Below are 19,176 nucleotides of genomic sequence, written 5' to 3'. Positions count from 1 at the left end.
GGACGCTGGATGTTGGACGTTGGACACTGGACTCTAGACTTCCCCAATAGCCAGCATCCAACGTCCAACATCCAATGTCCAACATCCAGCGTCCAACGTTATGCCAACCAATCAATCCCCGCTGTACTTCCTCTTCGACATGGACGGTACGCTTATCGACAGCAACCCCACGCACAAGGAAGCGTACACGCAATTTTTTGCCCGCTACGATATCGAACTCACCGACGATGATTTCAAGGAGCATATTTCGGGCAAGATGAATCCGGAAATTATGCCGTACTTTTTCGAGCAGAAAGGTGAAAAGCTCGACGATAAACGCCTACAGGAGCTGACCACCGAAAAAGAAACGCTCTATCAACAATTAATGGCCCCGAAACTAGTCCCCGTGGCTGGTTTGACCGATTTTCTACAAGCCGTTCAGCAGGCGGGTATTCCCATGGCCCTGGCCACGTCGGCCCCGATGATGAATGTCGACTTTGTCCTCGACGGGCTGCATATCCGCCAGTTTTTCCAGGAAATCGTGACCGACGCCGACGTGGAAAAGGGCAAGCCCGAACCCGACGTGTTTCAGGTAGCCGCCCAACGACTGGGAGCCAGACCCGATCAATGCGTGGTCTTCGAGGACTCGGCCAAAGGCGTAGAGTCGGCGCAAAAAGCGAAGATGAAAGTGGTGGCCCTGAGCATCAGCCACGAACCCGAAGCCACCGACAAAGCCGATTTGGCCATTGACGACTACGTGGGGCTGACGGTAGAGAAAATTAGTGGTGAGTGATGAGTTTGCTGCCGCCCGCGTGCTTGCGGCACCCTGGCCTGTGTCCTCACAGGCCTACTTGTGCGTCAGCCAGAGCGTACCTCCGGCGGAGTAGGCCTGTGGGGACACAGGCCAGGGTGCCGGGGCTGACGGTAGAGAAAATTAGTGGTGAGTGGTGAGTGATGAGTGGTGAGTTTGCTGCCGCCAGAGTAAATACGCGGGCGGCAGCAAACTCATCGCTCACCACTTACCACTCACCACTAATAATGTTCTATTTTTACAAGGACACCTCCCCCCTCTCCTCTATGCTCAGCCGCGTTGCCAACTCGATCTACTGGATGAACCGCTACATTGAACGGGCCGAAAATTATGCCCGGTTCATGAGCGTCAACTTCAACCTCGCGCTGGATCTGCCGCCCAACGTGCCGCCGCAGTGGGAACCCCTGCTCATTGCCACCGCCGACAAGTATGGCTTCGACCAGCACTACCAGGAGGCCACCCGCGAAACCGTGATTGAGTACCTCACTTTCGACAAGCGGAATCCCAACTCGATTGTATCGAGCCTGAATTACGCCCGTGAGAACGCCCGGACCGTGCGCGAAACCATTTCCAAAGAGATGTGGGAAAACCTGAATCAGCTCTACCACATGGTGCGCGAAACCGGTAATCACGCCGACTGGAGCCTGGGCCGTACGCAGGAGTTTTTCAACGAAATACGCAACGGGGCGCAGTTGTTCTACGGTATCATCGACGCCACCATTACCCGCAACGAGGCCTGGCATTTTGCCCGCGTGGGTCGCTTCACCGAACGCGCCGACAAAATCACCCGCTTTCTCGACGTGAAGTACTTCACCCTCCTGCCCCACGCCGACGGGGCCAGTAGCAGCACCCTCGACCTGGTGATTTGGACGGCGGTGCTAAAGTCGGCGTCGGCGTATAATATGTTCCGGCAGCAGTACCGCAACCTCACGCCCGCCAACATTGTGGAGTTTCTGATTCTCGACAAGCTATTCCCGCGTGCGGCGGCTCACTGCATCCGGCAGGCCGAACTGTCGCTCTATGAAATATCGGGGACGCCCATCACCCAGGGCTTCGGCAACAAGGCCGAGCGGGCGTTTAGCAAGCTGCGTAACGAACTGGAATTCACCGTAGTAGACGACATATTCAAGATGGGCCTGCACGAGTTTCTCGATCATTTTCAGACCCAGACCAACGAAGCCGGTACCGCCATCTACCAGACGTACTTTGACCTGAAACCGGTAGACAATTAACAGTTATCAGTGGGCAGTAAACAGCGAATCCAGCTACCCGTCTAGAGATTTAGGGCAGCTGGATTCGCTGTTTACTGATAATTGAACCTAGTTGTTGCTCTGCGTGATGGTTGAGGTATTACCAATGCCCACCTGCTCTACATGCGCCATGTTGCCCGGTCCACCCGTTGCGCTGGTTTGCGATACCGTCAGGGTATTGCCGTTACCAAATTGCTTCGCAAATTGGCTAAATCCGTATGAGCTTCCCGTGAGGCCTTCCAGCTTGTTTTGGTCGCCGGTTTGGGTCACATTGCTGGTGTTGCCGTCGCCAGTCTGCCACATCCGGGCTTGGTTCGATGAGCCAACCTGCTTCACTTTGGCGTAGTTGTCATGCGCCGCCGCCGAACTGCCTGAGTAGCCAATCCAGTCTCCCTGATAGATGTAGGCGTAGTTGTTGCTGCCCGTGAGTTGCTCGGTATAGGCTTCATTACCCACGCCGCTGGCATTGCCATCACCGCCTTTTAGCTGGTGGATTTCGCTGACGTTCGACGTTCCGCCCTGCTTGATGTCGGCAATGCTGCGGTCCTGGGCCAGCCCCTGCTCAATCCAGGCGTTGCCCGACGTACCGGTCTGGGTAATCGTGCCCTTATTTTTCAACGCATCACCGACTTGTTGTACCAGTGCCGTGTTGGTCGTTCCCGACTGGTCAACTTTAGCGTAGTTGTCGTCGCTTTTGTCACTTTGATCAACGGTCGCCGTTTGCTTCAGGCCGGTTTGTTTCACAAAGGCTTCGTTGCTGTTGCTAAAGCCCATTGCGCCGCCATTCTGGTTTACGGTAGCCGTCTGGTCATCGTCGGCCTGATCTACGTCGGCCAGGTTACCGATGCTGTTATTGTTCTGGTTGATCGTAGCCTCGTGTTCGTCTACGCCGCCCAGTGTGCCGCTGCCCACCTGCTTCACTTTGGCCTCGTTGCTTTCGCTATTGCCCAGCGAACCGGCGTTCTGGTTTACATTGGCCAGGTGATCATAGCCCTGCTGATCTACCGTGGCTTTGTTTTTCTTGCTGGTATGCCCCCCAGAACCGTCGCCGTTCTGGTTGATGAACGCGTCGTGGTCAGTGCCGTCCTGAGTGATCTTACCCTTGTTGCCGTCTACTGTCGATGAACCACCACTGTTATTAGTCTGGTTGATGGTAGCTTCGTTACCTGAGCTGTTTGACGAGTTTTTCTGATTTACTTCAGCGGTGTTATTAAAACTGAAGTTGGTCTGATTAATCGTACCCTCGTTATCGTGGTCTTTCTGCGTAACGGTAGCCGTGTTATATCGGGAGTCGCCATTCACGCCTGCATTCTGTTTCACCGTTGCCGTGTGGCCTTCTCCTTTTTGGTCGGTGGTGGCCACGTTACCATAGCTGTTGTTGCTGAGGTTGCCGTTTTGCTCAATAGTTGACCCATTATTCTCGCCATCTTGCATTACCGTGCCGGTGTTGCCATAACCCGACACTGGCAATCCACTGTAGCTGGTCTGCGTGATTGAGGCATTATTTCCGTTACCCGCCGTAGACCCTTTCTGGTCGACGGTGGCCGTGTTGAAGCCACTGGCATTAGACTGGTCAACGGTGGCAGTGTTGTCATAATCCTGCTGCGTAACAGTAGCCACGTTACCCAGCGACATCTGATTGGCTCCACCGCTCTGCTTGACAACGGCCGCCTGGTTAACACCCGACTGATCTACCGTTGTTTGATTGTTATGACTGGTGAACGCAGCAGATGCATTCTGTTCAATTGTTGCTTTATGGTTAGTACCAATCTGCTGTGCACGCACTTTGTTGTCAAAACTGCTGGCTCCAGCCGTGCCGTTTTGTTCTACCGTGGCCTTATTATTGCTGCTAGCTGCTCCCAGGGCAGCTGGTCCCGTGTACCCTTGGAAGACGTTCGCAGTATTGCGTTGCGAGTTGTTGCTCTGGCTAATGGTGGTGTTGCTGTTGTTATTGCCATTCTGCCAGATTTCGCCATAGTTGTTGCTGCTCAGATTGTTCTGGTCAATCTGCACCCCGGCGTTGTTATTACCCTTTTGCGCTACGCCCGCAAAGTTACCATCAGGCTGAGGGGTGTTGAGGTTGCCCGGAGGTGCCACCGTTCCGCCGCCGCTGACGCCTAGGGCGCCGCCGTTCTGGTTGGTGGTGGCCACGTTGCCGCTGCCTCCACTTTGCGTAATGCCTGACCGGTTACGTTGTGACCCGTTGGCACCTGCCCCGTTCTGATTCACAGTGGCGGTGTTAATAGCTGATCCCGTCTGATTGGTATAACCCACATTACCAAAATTCACGGCGCTACCTCCGCCCTTATTTTGGTTGATGGTTGAGTTTTGTAAGGATCCCGTCTGGATTTGTGTGGCCGACTGGGCGTTGCCATTTTGGTTAAGGGTGGCTGTGTTCTGAGCGAACGAGACTGCAGCGAAGGCTACCAGGGCCATGCCGGTGAGGATAACTTTTTTCATGCGAAATAGTGTGTTAAGTAATTCACTTCAGTGGCCACTCGTCAACCGTTGACGGGACATGGAGCATCCGTCAAACATATTATGACGAAATGGCGATTACATTGCACATCTATTAGACGGTATGACATATAAATTAAAAGGTGGAATACTTGCCTAGAGGTAAGTAACTCTCGCTCCGTTTATTGAGCATTTCAAGTAAAAACCACTATATAGTATTGCTATCGTAAAAAGAATCAATGTTTTACCTATAAATACTCATCAAACTTGTAGCTACAGAATCCTCATCCGGTAGGCCATCACCGCTACCCTTCCTAACTCATCCAGCAGTCGCCAATTGGCCCAAACACCCACCACGGCCCCAATGCCGGGTACGAGTTGCAGCATCTTGGCCAGATCGATATAGTCGCGGTATTCCTGCTGAAAGGTGAGCCAGTCGAACTGATTGATGTCTTCGGGTAGCGTTTTGGCATGTTCATCCCAATGTTCCATCTGGGCGAAAATTTCCTGTCGGCGACTTTGGCTGGAAAATGCCAGTTGAAAGATATAGAGCACGTACAATCGTTCGCGGTAGTCGGCTACGTCATAGCCGTAGAGCGCTGCTATATCGTACAACAACTTCATTTTCAGGCTCAGCAGTAGCGGAAAGTCGGAAAGGCCCACCAGAAAGCCCGCTGCGCCCGTTAGGCCGCCCTCGGCAGCGCCTACGCGCTTGTACCACAAAATACGGCCCCGCACCCGCTCTTCCCGCTCGGGCAACGGCGATTCCACCACAGGCTTCGGCGCGGTATATTCCGATCCCACCAACACCGCCCGCGTCATGTGCTTGATAGCCGCCGTGATAACCGCATGGACTTTTTTAGGAATGATCCGGTTCATGCCTACCTGCACCGACTTGGCCATCCGGTTCATCAGCGACGGCTTCTTCCGCATCTGTTCTGCCCAAAGGGCTAGTTCTCGTTGCGCGGCCTGTTCGTATGGGGTCATGTTTAATGTACAATGGATAATGAACAATGTACAATAAAAGGATTTGACTGTCTGTACATTGTACATTAAAATCTACTCCCCCTCACTCGCCTTGAAAACCCCCACTTCGGCGAGTTCAACGGGGCCTTTGGCGTTAGCGATGGTGAGGCGGATTTTTGAGGATCGGATTGCCGGGAAACGGAGCAGGCGCTTATAGCCTACGGTGGTAAACGGTTTGATCAGCTGCCAGGTTTTGCCATCCCAATACTCTACCCGCCCGTCGATGATCTGCTGCCCGTTGGCTATGTTCTCCTGGATGGAAACCCGGTCAAAATCGACTTCGGCTTTCAGACTGATTTCCAATGGCTTATTAGTTACCAGCACCGTGTAGGTGGCCAGGTTGCCATCCGTCTGTTTTGGGCTATTCGCCACCAGATTCTGGCGGAAGGTCTCGTTCAGTATGCGCCGAAACTCGCGGATATTGGCCACGTCGGTATCAGCCAGCAGGCCCTCGCGGTTGGGTGGGATATTGAGCAGCAACAGGCTGTTGCGGCCAACGGATTCGTAATAGAGGTTCACCAGGTCCTTCGGTGTGCGCACCTTACCGTCTTCCGACGCGTGATAAAACCAGCCGGGGCGGATAGACACGTCGGTTTCGGCGGGGAGCCAGACGTGGCCATTGGCGTCGCCGCGGTTCAGGTAGGCGGCATCGGCTTTGCCGGGAGCCAGGCCCGTAGTATCAATCGTCGACCAGCAGGTTTCGCCTGCGTTGCCCTTTTCGTTGCCCACCCAGCGCACATCGGGACCGGCGTCGGAGAACATGACCGCCTCGGGCTGAAGCTGGCGCACGATGGCCCAATAACCCGCAAAATCATAGGTCATGTCCTTCGCGTTTTCACCCTTAGCCCCGTCGAACCAGACCTCGGCAATGGGACCGTAGTTGGTGAGCAGTTCGCGCAGTTGCGCCTTGTAATAGTCGTTGTAGGCAGCGGTGCCATAGCGCGGTTCGTGGCGGTCCCAGGGCGAAAGGTACACCCCAAATTTCAGCCCATATTCACGGCAGGCATCGGCAACTTCACGCACAATATCCCCTTTTCCGCCCTTGTAGGGGCTGTTTTTCACCGAGTGCTCCGTCAGCTTCGACGGCCACAGGCAAAACCCGTCGTGGTGTTTGGCGGTGAGAATAGCCAGCCTGAACCCGCCTGCTTTCAACGCCCGCACCCACTGCCGGGCATCGAGCTTGGTGGGGTTAAATACCGCCGGACTTTCGGTGCCGTCGCCCCATTCTTTGTCGGTAAAGGTGTTGACCGTGAAGTGTAGAAACGCCGTGGTTTCGCGCTGTTGCCAGGCCAGTTGCCGGGCGGTGGGTTTGGGTTGCGCCGTGGCAGTGAGCGCCACAAGCGCGGCGCAGGCAACAAGGAGGGTACGCATGAGTTGACAGGGGCCGGTTGAGACAGAGCAGTCCATTAGGCTCCAATACTACTGCATTTGCGGTGAATGGTGGCTGTACCCTCCCCTATTTTGTAGCGATAAACGTAACGGCAACACCAGAATTGTCTTCGATCTCGACGCTGAGTTTGTTGCCATTGAGGGTGGCCACCTGGGCATTCTGACCTTTGAAGGCAATAACATTACCACTGGCGCTCAGTTCCAGGCCATTGACGTTGCCCACGAGCACCTCATCGTTGTCTGACTTCGACCGGATGTTGAAATCAATGTTGGCCGACGTGGCCGTGGCGCGGGTGATGCTGATGGTCCCTTTCAGGTCGGCTTGGGCGGCGGGGATGGTCTTTCCACCAGCCGACAGCTCGGTTAGGGTGTACTGACCAGCGGCGCGGGTACCGAGGTCGGTGGTGGGCGTAATGGCATCTACGCTATCTTTTTTACAGGCGCTGAACAGCGAAACGGCCAGCATAGCCATGGCCAGACGACGGGTAATGAGTGCAGTTTTCATGAGTATGTGTTTGTTATTGTTCAAGAAGAAGGTTGTTGCCCTATCGGCGATGTAAAGTTGCCCCACAGGCGGCCGGAGGCCAATGCCTGGCCCGCTCAGGCGTCAAAAGCGACGGATGAACCGGCATTTGCCGAAACTAAACCGATTACCCGCTCTAACAGCAGGCGGGGCTACGCCGGCCGGAGCAGTGGCAGGGTGACGGTGAAAAACTGGTCGTCGTCCTCCACCCGAATCTCACCCCCACCCAGCAGGCGGTACTGGGTGGCAATGTTGCTCAGGCCCACCTGGTTGCTCAGGATGCGCGTGCTTTTGCGTTGCAGGTTGTTTTGCACCACCAGCCGGTCGTTGTCCGCCGTGCGGATGCTGATGTGCAGGGGCTGGTCGGGCAAGACGATGTTATGCTTCACCGCATTTTCTACCAGCAGTTGCAGGGTCAGGGTCGGCAGCAGGCAGGCCTGGTACTCGTCCGCTACGGCCACGTGCAGACCCAGACCCGTGCCGTGGCGTGTTTTGAGCAGGTGAAAATACGACTGGATGAACTCAAGCTCAGTGCTAAGGTCTGTGAGGTTACTATCGCGGTTGGCTCGCAGTAGGTAGCGGTAGACTGAACTTAACTCGTCGAGAAAGATTCGGGCCTGCGTAGGGTCTTCGTCAATGAGCGAATCGAGGACGTTCAGGCTGTTGAAAAGAAAATGCGGCTGCACCTGCTGCTTCAGCGCGTCGAGCTGACTTTGCAGGTTGGCCGTGTGCAGTTTTTCTTTTTCCTGCTCCACCTGCTTCAGCCGCCGTTGATTGACAACCGAGTCGCGAATGAAAAAGAAAGTCTCGTAAACAGCCAGGTAGAAGCCCGTTATCAGCATAGACTGAAATAGATCGATCCCGAACAGGCTGAACGAGACGGTCATGCTGTTGAGCGAAAAGCTGGCCGCCTGCTCTGCGTTGTGATAATTGACCAACGTGCCATGCCGAACCCAAAACCGAAGCCCCGCCGACAGCCAGCTTAAGCCAGACGCCATCACCACGCCCGCCAGGAACGTGAGCAGCAAGCGTTTACCAGCTTGTTGTTTGCTCAAAAACCGACGTCGAATGAATACGATCAGGGCGCGGAAGGCATGCCAGAAAACAACGAAGATCCCAACGCTCAAGCCAATCCGAAGCCCTATTGCCGCTGAGAAAGGCTGCGACAGGATGCCACTGCTCAGGATATAGAGTACGCTCAGCAGGCTAATGCCGACAATACGTAACCATCTGTCGTTTAGGGGTATCAAAGGCGGGGTCGTTCAGATCAATTGGTTCACAGATTACGCTATTGACCCAAAACAAGCAAGCTCCCGCCCGACAAAACAGAAAAAGGCAACCACAAAGCAGCCATTTTGGCGGATGACCAGCCCAGGTGGCGGCAGGCCATCACCCCACCAGCGGCAGCGTCACCACAAACTGACCAGCGTCTTCGAGAATGGTGGGAATGGGCTGGTTGAGCATCTGATATTTAGAGAGAATATTGGCTAAACCCAGGCCGGGCGAGGCCACCCGGACGCTCTTTCGCTGGATGTTGTTACGTACCTGGAGCTGGTTGTTGGTGTCGGTGCTGATGGCAATGTGCAGCGGCTGTTCGGGCAGGGCAATGTTGTGCTTCACGGCGTTTTCCAGCAGCAGTTGCAGCGTGAGCGGAGGCAGCTGGCGACCCAGCAGCGGCGAGTCTACCTGCCATTCCACGCGCAACGCACTGCCGTGGCGAGTCTGCAACAGGTGGCAGTAGGACCGGCTGAAGGCCAGTTCAGCCGCCAGTGAGGTCAGGATCTGGTCGTTAGAACGCAGCAGGTAGCGGTAGACCGAACTTAGCTCGTCGAGAAACACCCCTGCCCGCTGGGTATCGTCTTCGATGAGGGCGCTGAGCGAGTTGAGGCTATTGAACAGGAAATGAGGATTCACCTGCGCCTGTAGACCCCGAATCTGCACCTCCACCTTTTCCTGTTCCATCCGCCGCAGGGCCAGTTCGGCTTCGAGCTGGTCGCGGTGGTGTTTTTCGCGTTCGTGGGCCAGGGCCTGCTCCATTACCGCGCCGCGTACTGTGGCCCGCCGTTGCCGGTAGCTCAGCCCCAGCGAAAAACACACCAGTTCGGCGATGATCCCAATCTGCATGTAGGTCAGCGACACCTGCCAAAACGGGGCATTCCAGTCTTCGGCGGGGCGGGTCATCGATAAAAACATGGCCGTGAGACCACCTACCAGCAGAAAGCCCGTGCCCGTGGCGTAGGCCCTGGAGACCACGTCGCCCAGGCGCAGCATCTGCCAGATACCATATACACCCAGCACGGCCATTGCCAGCCGCATGGTGATAAACGATGTTTCGTAGATACCCGGCAACCAGGGCAGCAGGTAGCACAGGCTAATATGCAGCCCTATATAGCCCGTAATGCCCAGTTTAACGAGCTGCAACTGGCCGTAGAAACGGGGCAACCGGCGGCGCAGATCAAGAATAGCGTCGGCAAAGTCGAAGTAGATGTAGTAGGCCCCCATAGGCGCCACGGCGCGCACGAAGTGGTTGGTTTCAGGCGAAAACCAGTCGCGGAAGGCATAGATGCGCAGGCCGAAGTAGAACAGCCACGCCAGCATATACAGGGTATAGAGTCCGTAGCTCCGGTCGCGGTAGATTGTCCACTGGACCATGTTCAACAACATGATCGACAGCATCATACCCGTAAAGACCGCACCCCAGAGTTGGAAAGTCATGTGTGTATTGTTGCGTTTGGTAGGCAGCGGCATAGGGCCACGAACAGGTTCTGCCGCATTGCCAGTATAAAAGTTGCCGCAGGCGGGTTAGGGACAAATGACGTACCCACTCAACCGTCAAAACAGCGGCATGAAGTGTCGTTTAATTCTGCTAAATGAATGCCCGTCGTAGCGGCGGACGGGGGTTACAGGGGCCGGAGCAGTGGCAGGGTGACGGTGAAAAACTGGTCGTCGTCCTCCACCCGAATCTCACCCCCGCCCAGCAGGCGGTACTGGGTGGCAATGTTGCTCAGGCCCACCTGATTGCTCAGGATGCGCGTGCTTTTGCGTTGCAGGTTGTTTTGCACCACCAGCCGGTCGTTGTCCGCCGTGCGGATGCTGATGTGCAGGGGCTGGTCGGGCAAAATGACGTTGTGCTTCACCGCATTTTCCAGCAACAGCTGCAACGTCAGCGGGGGTAGCAGGCAGGTTTCGTACTGCTCGTTTACGGCCTGGCTCAAGTGAATGTTGGCCCCGTAGCGTGTGCTGAGGAGATGGAAATAAGACTGCGCAAAGGCCAGCTCGTCGGCTAAAGTAGCCATCTGCGATTCGTTGCTTCGCAGCAGATAGCGATACACACTCGCCATCTCTTCCACAAACAGTTCGGCCTGCCCGGCGTCTTCTTCAATGAGCGACGAGAGCGTGTTGAGGCTGTTGAACAGAAAGTGCGGATTGATCTGGCTTCGGAGGCTATCAAACTGACTTTGCAGGTTCGCTTGTTTCAGCTCTTCCGTTTTGCGCAATGCGCTCTCCCAGCGTTCAAACGCCCGGATGCCTTCGTAAAAGACGATGACCATGAGTACCACCAGCAGGTTGAACAGCAACACCAGGGGTAGCCGACCCGGCTGCATGGGCAGGTTGGGCGAGTTGATCAGGTAGTAACAGCCGTAGAGAAATAGGCAGTACGACCAGCCCACCAGCGCGCACCAGCCTAGCAGCCACGACAACCGCAGAAGGGTTTGGTCAATGTCTGGAAAACGCCTGTTTAGATACAGTCCGACGGCGTTATTAATAAACCAGGCCAGCAGCGCTGCCACCAATGTCAGCACCGTGGCGACGAGAAACACCCAGCCGTTGCGCCAGTATTGGTTGCCCAGCATGAGCCAGTTGAGCACGCCCACGTAGACCGGGACAATCAGCACCTGCATCACTTCGTCCTGATTCGAATAGCGCGCGAGCTTCATGGGCTAGTTGGGTGGCTGACAGTTTCGGAGGGCGACTCGGGCACCCGTTCTTTTGGCGTCAGGGGCAGGCGTACGGTAAATTGCTCGCCGTTGTCTTCGATGGTGGGTACGGGCAACCCCAGCGACGCATAGCGCTCGGCTAGCATAGTCAGCCCGCCCTGCGGGGCCAGCACCGCCACTTTCTTGCGCTGAAGCGAATTGCAAACCGCTAGTATACCAGCAGGCTGTGTGGTGATGTGCAGTGTGAGCGGGCGTTCGGGCAGGGCCATGTTCAGGCGCAGGGCGTTCTCTACCAGCGTCTGAATCGTGAGCGGCGGCAGCCAGTGGTCCATCAGCGACTTATCCAGGCGGATCTCCCAGCGGAGCGCACTGCCAAAACGGGTGTCGAGCAAATAGCTGTACGCGTCGAGAAAGATCGCTTCGTCGGCCAGGGTCACCAGCGGGCGCTGACCCGCCTGCAATAGGTAGCGGTATACGCTGGCGAGTTCGTCGAGGAATAGGGTTGCTTTGGCGCGGTCTTCACCGATGAGGGCGCTGAGCGAGTTGAGGCAGTTGAACAGAAAATGCGGGTTCACCTGATTCTTCAGGCTGTCGTACTGACTTTGCAACCCCGCTTTTTTCATCGCTTCCGACTCCTGGATAGCCTCGCGGTACTTTTCCATGTAATAAATAAACTCTAATACCGATCCGATAAGCAGTAAGCAAATCAAGCCGATACCAAAACTTTTCAAATACATACCAACCGTTATCGGTACGGTGTTCGTGTGCGTAACCTTGACTAGTTGAATAAATGCCGATTGGCAGGCGACGACAATCACCGTGTAGCCGATGAAGGTAGTCAGCACCCGTTGGCGCGTCTGCTCGATTCGGTTGTAGCGGCGCCGAACATAAAGCACCCACTGCATCGACACCTCCCACAGAACCAGGCTAAACAGGCTGTTCACAACCCACCAGGCCACCGCTTGGGTCCAGTCGAGTGTTAAGCTATTCGTATTATAGCTAACAACAACGAACACCAGTGCGATCAGTGGAATCAACACAATACGCAGCCATTTGTCATTCGGGCGTTCCAAAGCGAGGAGCTGGTTGAGGTGAGACAACGGACACAAACGTATCAATTTTAAGGGGAGAGGCAAGAGGTGAGTGGTGAGCGGTGAATGATGAGTTTGCTTCCGCCAGCGTAACTACGCTCGTGGAAGCAAACTCATCATTCACCGCTCATCACTCACCTCTTGCCTTTACTTATCCACAAACACATTCGCTTCGGCGTTGCTGGCGAAGGTATTGGCCGTGCTGATGTCGGCGTTGGTGGCCGTGCCATAGCCCACAAACACACCCATGCCACCGCTGTTGCTGATGCGGCTCTTGGTGATGTTCATTAGCGACTTATTACCCCACAGGGCAATGTTGGCCTTTTTGCCCGACACGATGGCAATGCTGCCCGCGTTGCTCACTTCAGCGTATTCCAGCACGTTTTTGCTGCTGGCCGAGTAGCTGATAATCCCTCGCCAGAAGCCCGCCGTGCGGTTGGCGCCGGTAAACACAATTGGCTCTGACTGCGTCCCTGTGGCCGACAGATACCCTTCCAGGTTGACCGAAATGGCGATATCGCGGTTCATTTCCAGCGTTACGCCGGGCCTAAGGGCGAAGCCTGTGCCAATAGAGAGGTTACCCGTGAGACGGTAGGGTGCTTTGTCGTTGAAACCAGCCCAGACCACTTCGCCGCTGCCCGTAATGGCCGACTGTGTGACCTCGACCACGTCGCGTCCGTTGCCGCCTTTGAAGGTCGAAGCCGGGTCAAGTTTGGCCACGTTGGGGGCGTCGAGCAGAATGCCCGCATCGGTGTTGTTGGTGAAGGCGTTGGTCGAAAATTCGCGCAGGATACCGCCCTCGTAGACGTAGATGCCGTAGCCATCGTTTTGCGAAAAGAGGCAGTTTTTCAGCGCAATCTGTGCCTTGCTGCCCCCCGACAAAAACAGGGCGGCTTTGGTAGTGCTGTAGAGCGACCGGCTGCCGGTGTGCATTACGTCTACGTACTCCAGGATGTTGGCGTTGCTGCCCGAGTAGTGCGCAATGCCCACCCAGTAGCCTTTCGTTTTCTGTACACCCACCAACTTGATTCGCTGTTCGGCAGTGCCTTTGGCAATCAGTAGGCCCTGACCATCATTGACGTTCAGCCGCACGTCGCGCTCAAAGGCAATCACCACGCCGGGGTTGATGGTCAGCTCGTGGTTGACGTCAATGTTTTTCGTGACGATGTAGTCAGGCAGGTCGGGGTTGACAATGCGGTCGACGAGGGTGGTTTTCACCGTAATGTTAGCCGAGATCACGAGCGGTTCGGCAGCCGACGCCGACACCACTACGCGGTCGGTGGCTTTACCGTTGGGGCTGGTGGCGGTCAGTTCAAATTCGTATTCACCTACTTCGTCGGCTTTGAACGTCGGCTTGAACGTGGCGGCGTCAGCGAGTGTCATGGTGCTTTTGGCAGGCTTACGCACCACCGTCCAGGCATAGCTGAGAGGCTTACCCTGGCTGTCGGACGACTTCGACCCGTCGAGCGTGACCGTCTGCCCCACCTGCACTGGTTGGTCAGGCCCGGCGTTGGCGATCACGGTGCCAACGGGTGTAGGGTTCACGTCTGTGTTATTCTTACAACTGGTCAGCGCCAGCAGGCAGGCAATGACAGTAATTAACAGCAAGTTGCTGGCTAACTGGTAGGCTTGAACGCGCGGGTTCGGCAGGAGAAAGGTAACAGGTTTCATAAAAAGAGGATGGCAGGTCGTGCCGGTTTGTTGTTTAACTGGGTCAAACCTACCAGGTACGTTGCGCTGGCACAGGGGCCATTCCGATGAAACGGAAAAAGCCCCTGCTGAAGCGTATCAGACAGGGGCTTTAGTTATCGTGATTTTACCGTTGATCAAGCCATGAGCTGCTGGGTGGCCTGAATAATAGCTTCCATTCGCTCGGTTTGCGTTCGTAGGCCGGGTTGACGAAGTACTGCTTCGACCCGCTGACGTACAGTTTAGGTCCAAAATCGACACGTCGCAGAAGGCTCAGTTTGACGTAAACGACTAGTTCAGTGCTATCATTTACTTAATCAAGAAGCAGTTTGCGGATTGGCTATGCCACGTTACTCACTGCCCCGTTTGTAACCTCGCGTTGGTGGTGTAGATCAATTGTCCGTTTGGCCCGTACGTTAGGCGAAGGGCCTTGCCAGTGTAGCCCACTGGCAAGGTCACGGCATGGCGGATACCCACCGGTTCGGTCAGCAGCGGTATCCGTCCGCATAACCAGGTGGCGGTGTTGTTCCAGTTGCCATTCTGAACACTTACAGGAGCCGTAGGCACCTGCTGAAATTCGGTAGCTCCCATGTCGATTCGCCCCCCGAAGAAGCGCGGATTGCCTGCCAAATCGAGCGTTCCGGCCAGGGCTGTTGTGGTGGTTGGTGAACCCGCATTGATGCCCAACGTGCAGCCGTTCAGTTGCGGAGTGGTGGCACTGGCAAACGGGGAGGCGGTAGTGGTTAGGTTGCCCGGACCACCGACGAAACCGGAGATCGACAGCACGGCAGGCTCGAACAGGCTGTAACTGACGTTGGTCGTGGCCCCGCCCGTATGACCGAGCGCACGGTCGCCGCCGCCCCAAATAATGCAGTTGGTCAGGTTGTTAGTTCTGCTGTTGCCCCCACCATTGCTGTAGATGGCCGCACCGGATGGTGCCGTATTGCCAAGAAACGAGCAGTTGGTGCCTGTAGTGGTGTTGTTGAAGTTCATAATGGCCCCGCCATAGAACGCGGCATTATTAATAAACGCACAGTTCGTCAACCGCAGATTGCTGCCATTTTGGTTACAGATAGCCCCGCCTTCTCCACTGATGGCCGTATTGCTTTGAAAAACACAGGCGGTCAGTATCGGGCTGCTCAGAGTAAGATTTAGCATTCCCCCACCCTGCCCTGCGGCCTGATTTGTATTGAAGAGGCAATTCCGCAGCACGGGGCTTGCCTTGTCTGCATTGTACATGCCTGCCCCGTTCTGGTCTAATCCCGAGGCCGCATTGGCATTGCCGCCTGTGATGCGAAAGCCATCCAACACAGCCGAGTTGCTCAGGGGGCTGCCATTGAAAATCACGTGATACGAATTGTCGGTGTTACTGTTGCCCGCACCGATGTCGCCTGAGAGTATGCTGGTGGGGTTCACCATCCCGTTGTTGTAGGTGAGTACGCGCTCGCCCAGGCTGCTTTCCCAACCGGCAAAACTGCCGATGATTGCCAGGCCCTCCCGCATACTGAAGCTGATAGTTCGGCTGGCGGGGCCGGTGGTTGTAGTGGGTCTGTAGGTGCCGCCAGCTACCCAGATTTCTGTCAGGTCCGTTGTGCAACCGTAGGTGAGTGCCGTTTGCAGCGAAGGAAAGGCATCGATCCAGGAAAGCCCCGTGGCACGGCCCACTGCGCTGGCGTTCACATACAGGCGAGCGAGCGGTGGCGTTTCATAGGCCCCCATGTCGATCTGGCCGGGCGGCGGGCCGTCGTTCCGAAGGCGCGGGTTGCCAGCCAAATCGGTAGCAGGGCCGTTCAGGGCGGTATACGATGCCAGGTCGCCGGTGTTGCTGGCCGGTGAGCAGGGCAGCAGGTTGGTTCGGGTGGCGCTGATAAAGGGCGAGGCGGTGGCCGTCAGGTTGCCAGGCCCGGTGCTGATCCCGCCGTTACTAAACGTAGTGGCTTCCGACAAACTGTTCCGCACCGTGAACGTGCCTGAGAGGCGAGACAGCGTGTTGGTCGAGCCGTTGTTCCACAACACACTATTTATCAGCGCGACAGAGGCTACGTTTGCCGACGCATTTTGGCTGGCAATAGCCGCTCCGGTAGACGTAGCCGAATTACGCTGGAAACTACCGTTAATGACCGTTAGGCTGGCCCCAAAGCTGAAAATGGCCCCGCCGTCGCTCGCACTATTTGTCTGAAAGCTACAATTCACTATCGTCGTCGCGTTTCCGGCACCTACGTTTTGCAGAATAACAGCACCACCAAATCGAGCTGTATTTCCCTCGAAGCTACAGTTGATGAGCCGCAGGTTCGTAAACGTAGCAATGGCTCCCCCCTGCCCGTTGCTGTCGGAAGCCCGGTTATCTCGGAAAGTACAGTTGCGTATGGTTGGGCTGGCAATACCGTTGTTGAGCATCCCGCCACCCCTGTCGTTGACCGTCTGATTCGCGTTGCCGCCCGTGATCACAAAGCCATCCAGTATGGCGGTTGGGGTAAGGGTGTTCACATTCATGAAAACGTGGTAGCTGTTATCGTCGGCATCACCGGCAACACCAATGTCGCCACTCAATACGCTGGCGTTGGCCACCATTAGCGTTCGGCTGCTCAGGCTGGTTTCCGTGCCAACGAAGCCCCCGTAGATGCCCACGCCATCTTTCATCGAGAAGCTACTGGTAGGGTTTCGGGTAGTGGTGGTGTAGTAGGTTCCTTTAGCTACCCATACCTGATCGCCTGCTGTGCTGGCGTTGATGGCCCCCTGCAAGTCGGTAGTGCTGTTGGCCCAACTGGTGGCACTCGCCGGGTTGGCGTTGCTGCCTGTCGTTGATACATAGCGCGTTGTTTGCGCCTGCCCAGCGTAACTAATCCACATAAGCAACAAACCTATGCCGAATAATTGCCGTAGAACATACATTCTCATCCTTTATCTGCTGATTTGTAGCCTGATGCGGCTTCTGTCTGGCGGGCAATTTTCAGGTGTTCAATTCGTAAAAAGCAAAACATATACTGAGTGGATGCGCTATTTACTGGAAGGCATAAAGAAACCTTGCCCGCTCATTCGCCGTGTAGCGTAGTATGCTCACTGCCCTACTGACGTCCTTCCTGTTCACCACACCCCCACCCGACACAACGGCTTCAAAACGGTCTTGCCTGCTGCCATTGCCGGTGGTCTACTACACGCCCGAAACCCGGCTGGGCTATGGGGTGGCGGCAACGGCTACGTTTCGGTTTCGGGGCGATACAGCCTGGAAGGTGCGGCCGTCGCAGGTGACGTTCGGGGCCGTCTATACGCAGTACAGGCAATGGCTGTTTTACCTGCCGTTTCAGGTTTTTTACAAAAACAACCTGTACATCGCCAAGGGTGAGTTGGTCTACTACAAATGCAACCAACTATGTCTTTCTTCGGCACTGGCCAACGGAGCGTACCTGCGGCACTCCACGCGAACTTAACTCGTTGACGGTCACTGTTTCGGTATAAAGATGCTGCGCCTGCTCGTCCGCCTGCCGGGCCTCTTGCTCTTTGGTTGTTTGTTACTGATGAAGCGGCTTTTTACCTGGATATGAGATTCCCGTTTTGGGAATTATAAAGTGAGATGGTAGCCTACTTGGTGCGGGTGACGCGGAAGAAGCCTTCAATGCGGGCGGTGGTGCCCAGTGCCTCCTGTCCGGGATAGATGATGCCCGCTTTGCCCAATTCAAACTTGCCCGTAACCGGTTCACCCACCTTGCCAAACTGCGAAATGGTGAAGGCACCGGGGCTGGGATACGGGTCTTTGCCAACCCGGTAGTAGTGCACATACAGCCGCCCACCGCCCTGATCCGACAACTGGAACTGAAGGCCTGCTTCGCCTAACTGCCAGGCCTGACTTACCCCACCGATGGTGCCGAAATCTACGCCAGTTGGGTCTATTGGTGGATTTAGTTGCAGGATAGTTACCCCAACCGGATTCCCGTTATCCATACCGCCGCCAGTCATCATCAACATCGGACCTTTGGGTGTACTCATCAGTTGGCAACCTTGAGTCACCTTCATGTTGACCCAGTTGCCACCGTTGATGCGGTACGTAATACCGTCGTCGCCCACGTAGATGTTCGACACCAGCCACAGCTCACCGTAGGGTTTCCCGTCAATCACGGTTGGGCCGTTCAGTTTGATCGTCACGGCCACGGGGTTACGGGCCGGAGCCGTGGCGGGAGCGTAATACAGTGCTTTGAAAGCTGCCGGTACCAACTGCCCCACTCCGATCAGCTTCCAACTACTGTAGTCCACAACGGTCGAGGGTGATTCGTAGGGTTCAGGTACATCCTCCTCGTTGGTCATTGGCACAACCAAGTTCGTTGACAGCACCCGGACTTCCAGGCCCATGTTTCCTCCCAGTTTCACAAACCCTACGCCGGGAGCCAGCAATGCCCGTTCCAGCACGGCCCAGTCGCTGAAGTGGGTTGTCTCCACGCTAACGGTGTGGGCCGTGGTATCCACCCTTCCCTTCGCTGCCAATCGCCAAACGCCTTTATCGGTCTGGTAGGCCAGGGCCAGCGCCTCGGCCACGGTACCGTCGAGGTGATTGGGGTCGTAACGAACGGTGATGGTGATGGGTTTTTTGAACGTGACACCGTGTGGTGCCAGCCGGAAACCGGTGCCCAGGGCCTGCGGCCCGGTGCTGGTGATCGGCTGTACGCTGAACGCTTGGTTTGTTTCAACAGCCCCAGCCGGTACATTGATTGTCAGGCGTTCATCAGCGGAGACCAGTTTGCCCCCGGCGGGTCCGATGGTGGTTGTGGTCGCTTCGCCGAGCAACGTACCCACAGGGCATACTTTGCCGGGGCGGGTTTGTGGCTGATCGGGCGTATTGCCCGGCGTGTCGGGCGTGACGGGGTCGGCGTCGTGCTTGCAGGCAATCGACCCGGCCGTGAGCGCGAGGCTCAGGAGGAAGGCATATACTTTGTTCATGGCTCAGACGTACTGGTTGTTTACGGAGCCAAAATTGCGGAGCAGCAGGTGTGTCGGAAATGACGAAACCCATGAAACGGAAAAAGCCGCCAAT

General features: G+C 55.9%; 14 protein-coding genes. 3 read left to right on the top strand and 11 right to left on the bottom strand.

Translation table 11 applies throughout. The features are described from left to right. Window positions 1-100 precede the first annotated feature (100 nt). Entirely contained in the window at window positions 101-772 is a 672-nt protein-coding gene (locus tag J2I48_RS04680) for an HAD family hydrolase (protein ID WP_207334243.1), read from the top strand. Window positions 773-1,056: 284 nt separating this feature from the next. Further along, a complete protein-coding gene (locus J2I48_RS04675; RefSeq protein WP_207334242.1) occupies window positions 1,057-2,022 on the top strand; it encodes an alpha-E domain-containing protein in 966 nt (321 codons plus the stop codon). Between the two features lie 87 nt (window positions 2,023-2,109). Here the strand turns inward: J2I48_RS04675 and J2I48_RS04670 are convergent, their stop codons facing one another. From J2I48_RS04670 to J2I48_RS04625, 10 genes are all read right to left on the bottom strand, one after another. Beyond that, a complete protein-coding gene (locus J2I48_RS04670) occupies window positions 2,110-4,500 on the bottom strand; it encodes a beta strand repeat-containing protein (protein WP_207334241.1) in 2,391 nt (796 codons plus the stop codon). Between the two features lie 270 nt (window positions 4,501-4,770). Continuing rightward, on the bottom strand, window positions 4,771-5,484 hold the full coding sequence (locus tag J2I48_RS04665; protein WP_207334240.1) for an EcsC family protein: 714 nt from the start codon (window positions 5,482-5,484) through the stop codon (window positions 4,771-4,773). A 72-nt stretch (window positions 5,485-5,556) separates the two neighbouring features. Further along, a complete protein-coding gene (locus J2I48_RS04660; RefSeq protein WP_207334239.1) occupies window positions 5,557-6,894 on the bottom strand; it encodes an alpha-L-fucosidase in 1,338 nt (445 codons plus the stop codon). 85 nt (window positions 6,895-6,979) lie between these two features. Continuing rightward, window positions 6,980-7,417 (bottom strand): hypothetical protein, encoded by a 438-nt coding sequence (locus J2I48_RS04655; RefSeq protein WP_207334238.1) that lies wholly within the window; start codon window positions 7,415-7,417, stop codon window positions 6,980-6,982. Window positions 7,418-7,587: 170 nt separating this feature from the next. Beyond that, window positions 7,588-8,685 (bottom strand): sensor histidine kinase, encoded by a 1,098-nt coding sequence (locus tag J2I48_RS04650; protein WP_229375814.1) that lies wholly within the window; start codon window positions 8,683-8,685, stop codon window positions 7,588-7,590. A 139-nt stretch (window positions 8,686-8,824) separates the two neighbouring features. Continuing rightward, window positions 8,825-10,150 carry a sensor histidine kinase gene (locus J2I48_RS04645; RefSeq protein ID WP_207334237.1) on the bottom strand — a complete coding sequence of 442 codons (1,326 nt, stop codon included), beginning with the start codon at window positions 10,148-10,150 and terminating at the stop codon, window positions 8,825-8,827. 185 nt (window positions 10,151-10,335) lie between these two features. Then, a complete protein-coding gene (locus J2I48_RS04640) occupies window positions 10,336-11,373 on the bottom strand; it encodes a sensor histidine kinase (RefSeq protein WP_207334236.1) in 1,038 nt (345 codons plus the stop codon). Then, the gene (locus J2I48_RS04635; RefSeq protein WP_207334235.1) at window positions 11,370-12,446 is read right to left on the bottom strand and encodes a sensor histidine kinase; all 1,077 of its coding nucleotides are present in this window, start codon (window positions 12,444-12,446) and stop codon (window positions 11,370-11,372) included. The genes J2I48_RS04640 and J2I48_RS04635 overlap by 4 nt, the downstream gene beginning before the upstream one ends. A 165-nt stretch (window positions 12,447-12,611) precedes the next feature. After that, entirely contained in the window at window positions 12,612-14,135 is a 1,524-nt protein-coding gene (locus J2I48_RS04630) for a PKD domain-containing protein (protein ID WP_207334234.1), read from the bottom strand. 372 nt (window positions 14,136-14,507) lie between these two features. Further along, window positions 14,508-17,003, bottom strand: coding sequence for a hypothetical protein (locus tag J2I48_RS04625; RefSeq protein WP_207334233.1), 2,496 nt, complete (start codon window positions 17,001-17,003; stop codon window positions 14,508-14,510). Between the two features lie 203 nt (window positions 17,004-17,206). Between J2I48_RS04625 and J2I48_RS04620 the strand changes: the two genes are divergently transcribed. Then, the gene (locus J2I48_RS04620; protein ID WP_207334232.1) at window positions 17,207-17,581 is read left to right on the top strand and encodes a hypothetical protein; all 375 of its coding nucleotides are present in this window, start codon (window positions 17,207-17,209) and stop codon (window positions 17,579-17,581) included. A gap of 151 nt (window positions 17,582-17,732) precedes the next feature. On the opposite strand, the gene J2I48_RS04615 is transcribed toward J2I48_RS04620, so the two are convergent. Next, entirely contained in the window at window positions 17,733-19,082 is a 1,350-nt protein-coding gene (locus J2I48_RS04615) for a hypothetical protein (protein ID WP_207334231.1), read from the bottom strand. Window positions 19,083-19,176: the final 94 nt, after the last annotated feature.

It is taken from the genome of Fibrella aquatilis (assembly GCF_017353255.1).
In the GTDB taxonomy this organism is placed as follows: domain Bacteria; phylum Bacteroidota; class Bacteroidia; order Cytophagales; family Spirosomataceae; genus Fibrella; species Fibrella aquatilis.
The sequence above is the reverse complement of the archived record's forward strand: the minus strand, read 5'-3'. Positions and strand labels throughout refer to the sequence as shown.